The sequence below is a fragment of the Archangium sp. genome (assembly GCF_036389735.1).
In the GTDB taxonomy this organism is placed as follows: Bacteria; Myxococcota; Myxococcia; order Myxococcales; family Myxococcaceae; genus Archangium.
This window is the reverse complement of record NZ_DASVWK010000436.1, coordinates 1-3,233: the sequence shown is the minus strand read 5'-3', so window position 1 is coordinate 3,233 and position 3,233 is coordinate 1. Positions and strand designations below refer to the sequence as shown.

Annotated in this window: 3 protein-coding genes; 1 reads left to right on the top strand and 2 read right to left on the bottom strand. The window is 71.2% G+C overall.

Features of this window, described 5'->3' with window-relative positions; all coding sequences use genetic code 11:
• Together VF794_RS15675 and VF794_RS15670 are read right to left on the bottom strand one after the other, a co-directional pair.
• Positions 1-1,317, bottom strand: a 1,317-nt coding sequence (locus VF794_RS15675) for a protein kinase domain-containing protein (RefSeq protein WP_331111193.1), incomplete at its 3' end; no start/stop codon positions are given.
• A gap of 75 nt (positions 1,318-1,392) precedes the next feature.
• A complete protein-coding gene (locus tag VF794_RS15670) occupies positions 1,393-1,911 on the bottom strand; it encodes an endonuclease/exonuclease/phosphatase family protein (protein ID WP_331111191.1) in 519 nt (172 codons plus the stop codon).
• 202 nt (positions 1,912-2,113) lie between these two features.
• Here VF794_RS15670 and VF794_RS15665 point away from each other — a divergent pair.
• Positions 2,114-3,233 (top strand): aldehyde dehydrogenase family protein (locus tag VF794_RS15665; RefSeq protein ID WP_331111189.1); only part of this gene is annotated, 1,120 nt, incomplete at its 3' end.

Genomic DNA, 3,233 nt, shown 5'->3' with positions numbered 1-3,233 from the left:
GCCCGCGGGGAGCTGGGGCAGCGTATGGTGGAGGAAGGCGGGCAGCTCCCGCGCCAGGGTCAGCCCCACCTGGACCGCGTGCTCCGCGTCCTCCTCCCGCACCGCCGGGTAGCCGAAGCAGGCCAGCACCTCGTCACCGAGGTACAGGGCGATGGTGCCGCCCCGCTGCTGGACGAGCTCGGTGCACACCTGGTGGAGCGCCTCCTCCACCTCGCCGAGATCCTCGGCGTCCAGCGTGTTCGCGAGGCCACCCAGGCCCGTCAGCCGGCACGACACCAGCGTCACCTGTCGGCGCTCGGGAGCCACGTGCCGGGGCGCCTTCGTCCGGAGGCCGAGCCGCTCCACCAGCTCGCGTAGCTCCTCGCCGAACTCCTGGGCCGTCTGGTAGCGCCGGTCGGGGTCCTTGGCCAACAGCATGGCCAGCAGCGGCTCCACTTCTCGGGGCAGCTCCGGGTGGCGCTCGCGCACGGAGGGCACGGGCTCGGGGGAGAGCACCCGCTCGCGCAGCTCCTGGAGGGTGGCGAAGGGGTAGAGCGCCTCTCCGGTGAGCATCTCATGGAGGATGACGCCCGCGGACCACAGGTCGGTCCGCTCGTCCTGCTCTCCACCTCCCCATTGCTCCGGTGCCATGTACGCCGGCGTGCCCGCCGTGGGCAGGTCGTCCTCCCCGTGTGAGGTGCCCTCTTCCAGCAACCACGCCAGCCCGAAGTCGAGCAGCTTCACCTCGCCCTCGCGCGTGAGGAGGACGTTGCTGGGCTTGAGGTCGCGGTGGATGACGTGGTGCGCGTGCGCATGCGCCAGTCCCGCGGCGATGCCGGTCAGGAGATCCAAGGCCCGCCGGAGCTCCAACCGCCCCTCGCGCCGCAGCACCTCCGAGAGCGACTCGCCTTCCAGATACTCCATGACGAGGAAGGGGATGCGCGGCTCCCAGGAGGCGCCCACCCACTCGGAGGCGTCGAAGAGGCGGACGATGTTGGCGTGGGCGAGCTGCGCGATGGCCTGGGCTTCCTGTTGCAACAGGGCGAGCAGGCGCTCCTCCTCCAGCTGCTCGTTGGGGAGAAGGAACTTGAGGGCCACCTCGCGACGCAGCCGGCCATCCCAGGCGCGGAACACCCGGCCCATGGCGCCGCCGCCGAGCTGCTCGTGAATCTCGAACCGGCGACCGTCCGTGCCGCCCAGCCGCTCCCCGCACTTGGGCGTGCGGAGCAGGGCCGGGCCCTGGCTCACCGCCCGGGTCAGCTCGTCGCCAAAGTCTGAGTCCTCGAGCTCGGAGTCCAGGGGCTCACCGCCTCCGGTCCCACCGGTGTTTCCTGGCATGGCCTCCCCCAGTCGTCCCCACCGGGCTGCCCTGCATCCGTGCGCGACTCTCCCCTCGACACGGTAGGGATCAAATTAGGGACCAGCGGAGCCATGGGCAATCCGCCGGCCCGTGGGGGCAGGTGGGGCGTTCGTCATCGTCTTTTCATGAGGAGAACGCTCGAGGGCCTTGGGTTCTCGCACCGGGGTCCTCCCGGGCGCCATGAGGAGGTGGGCGCACACCACCTTGAGCCGGCGACCGCACAACCGCACGTCCGCCTCCATGGGGGGCATGCGATGCGGGCGTTGGGGGAAGCGCTCGGTGCGCAGCAGGGGATGCCTGCTGGCGATGCCCACGCCCCAGGTGCCCTTCTGGGGCTCGAGCGCGGTGTGCGGGAACTCCTTGCCGAGCCGCTTCCGGAAGGCCTTGGCGAAACCCGCTGTCAGCTCGCGGAGGCAGAGCAGATCCGGCTTCTCCCGCTCGATGACGTCGAGCGATTTCTCCACGTCCTCGGGAGGGGCGTCGTAGAGGACGTTGTAGGCCATGCTCTTGTAGGGCGCCGGGGAGGGGGGCGTGGCCGCGAGGAGCAGGAGCGCGAGCAGGTGGTTGGTCATGCGCTCGGTTCTCGTCGCGGGGCGGAGATACCGGAACCGCTGGAGTGTCACGGTGCACCGCGTCGTCCGGCGGGAGTGTCAGATGGCGAACCCTCTTTTCGGACCCCGGGGTCTTCCGGGCTGTCTGGGCTCTTTGTTAGGCTCCGGACTGACGCAGCCGTCACAGTTCTTGTGACGCCGTCTCATCCGGGGGAGCGCACGAGTGTCCTTTGTTCAGTTGCCCGAGAGCGTCACCACCTGCCGTAACCTCGTCGGTGGCGAGTGGCTCGTCCCGCGAGATGCGTCGCTGCTCGACGTGCGCAGCCCGTACACCGGCGGCGTCATCGGCCGTGTGCCCCTGACGCCCGCGGACGGTGTGGCGCAGGCGGTGGAGGCCGCGCGCGCCGCGGCGCCCGGCTGGCGCGCCACGCCCCTGCGTGAGCGCACCACGCTGATGGCCCGCTTCCGCTCGCTGCTCGAGGCCAACGTGGAGCGGCTGGCCCACCTCGCCGCCAGCGAGTCCGGCAAGACGGTGGCCGAGGGCCGCGCGGGTCTGCTCAAGGGCCTGGAGGTGTGTGACTTCGCGCTGTCGCTGCAGAACCTCGACACCGGCGGCGCCATGGAAGTGAGCCGCGGCATCACCTGCGAGTTCCGGCGCGAGCCGCTCGGCGTGGTGGCGGGCATCACCCCGTTCAACTTCCCGGCCATGGTGCCGCTGTGGATGTTCCCCATCGCCGTGACGGTGGGCAACGCCTTCATCCTCAAGCCCTCGGAGAAGGTGCCGCTCACCGCGTGCGCGATGGGCGAGCTGATGATGGAGGCGGGCTTCCCGCGCGGCGTCTTCTCCGTGGTGCACGGCGGGCGCGAGACGGTGGAGGCCCTGGTGGCCCACCCCGAGGTGCGTGCGCTGGCCTTCGTGGGCTCGTCGGCCGTGGCGCGGCGCGTGTACGCGGACGGTAGCGCGCAGGGCAAGCGCGTGCTGGCGCTCGGTGGGGCGAAGAACCACCTCATCGTCGTGCCGGACGCGGACGAGGTCCTCACCACGCAGTCCGTGGTGGACTCCTTCACCGGGTGCGCCGGCCAGCGGTGCATGGCCGCCAGCGTGCTGCTCGCGGTGGGGGATGTGCAGCGCATCGTCGACCTGGTGGTGGAGCGTGCCTCCCGGCTGGAGGTGGGCGGTGGCATGGGCGCGCTCATCGATCGCGCGAGCCTCACCCGGCTGGAGACGGCCATCGCCACGGCGGAGCGTGCCGGAGCGCGGGTGCTGCTGGATGGGCGCGGCAAGAAGCCCTCGGGCGAGACGTGGGCTGGTGGCCACTGGCTGGGCCCGACGATTCTCGACG

What these genes read in the sequence shown, in the direction of transcription:
- VF794_RS15670 (WP_331111191.1), bottom strand. Translation starts at nt 1,911, where the DNA reads ATGACCAACCACCTGCTCGCGCTCCTGCTCCTCGCGGCCACGCCCCCC.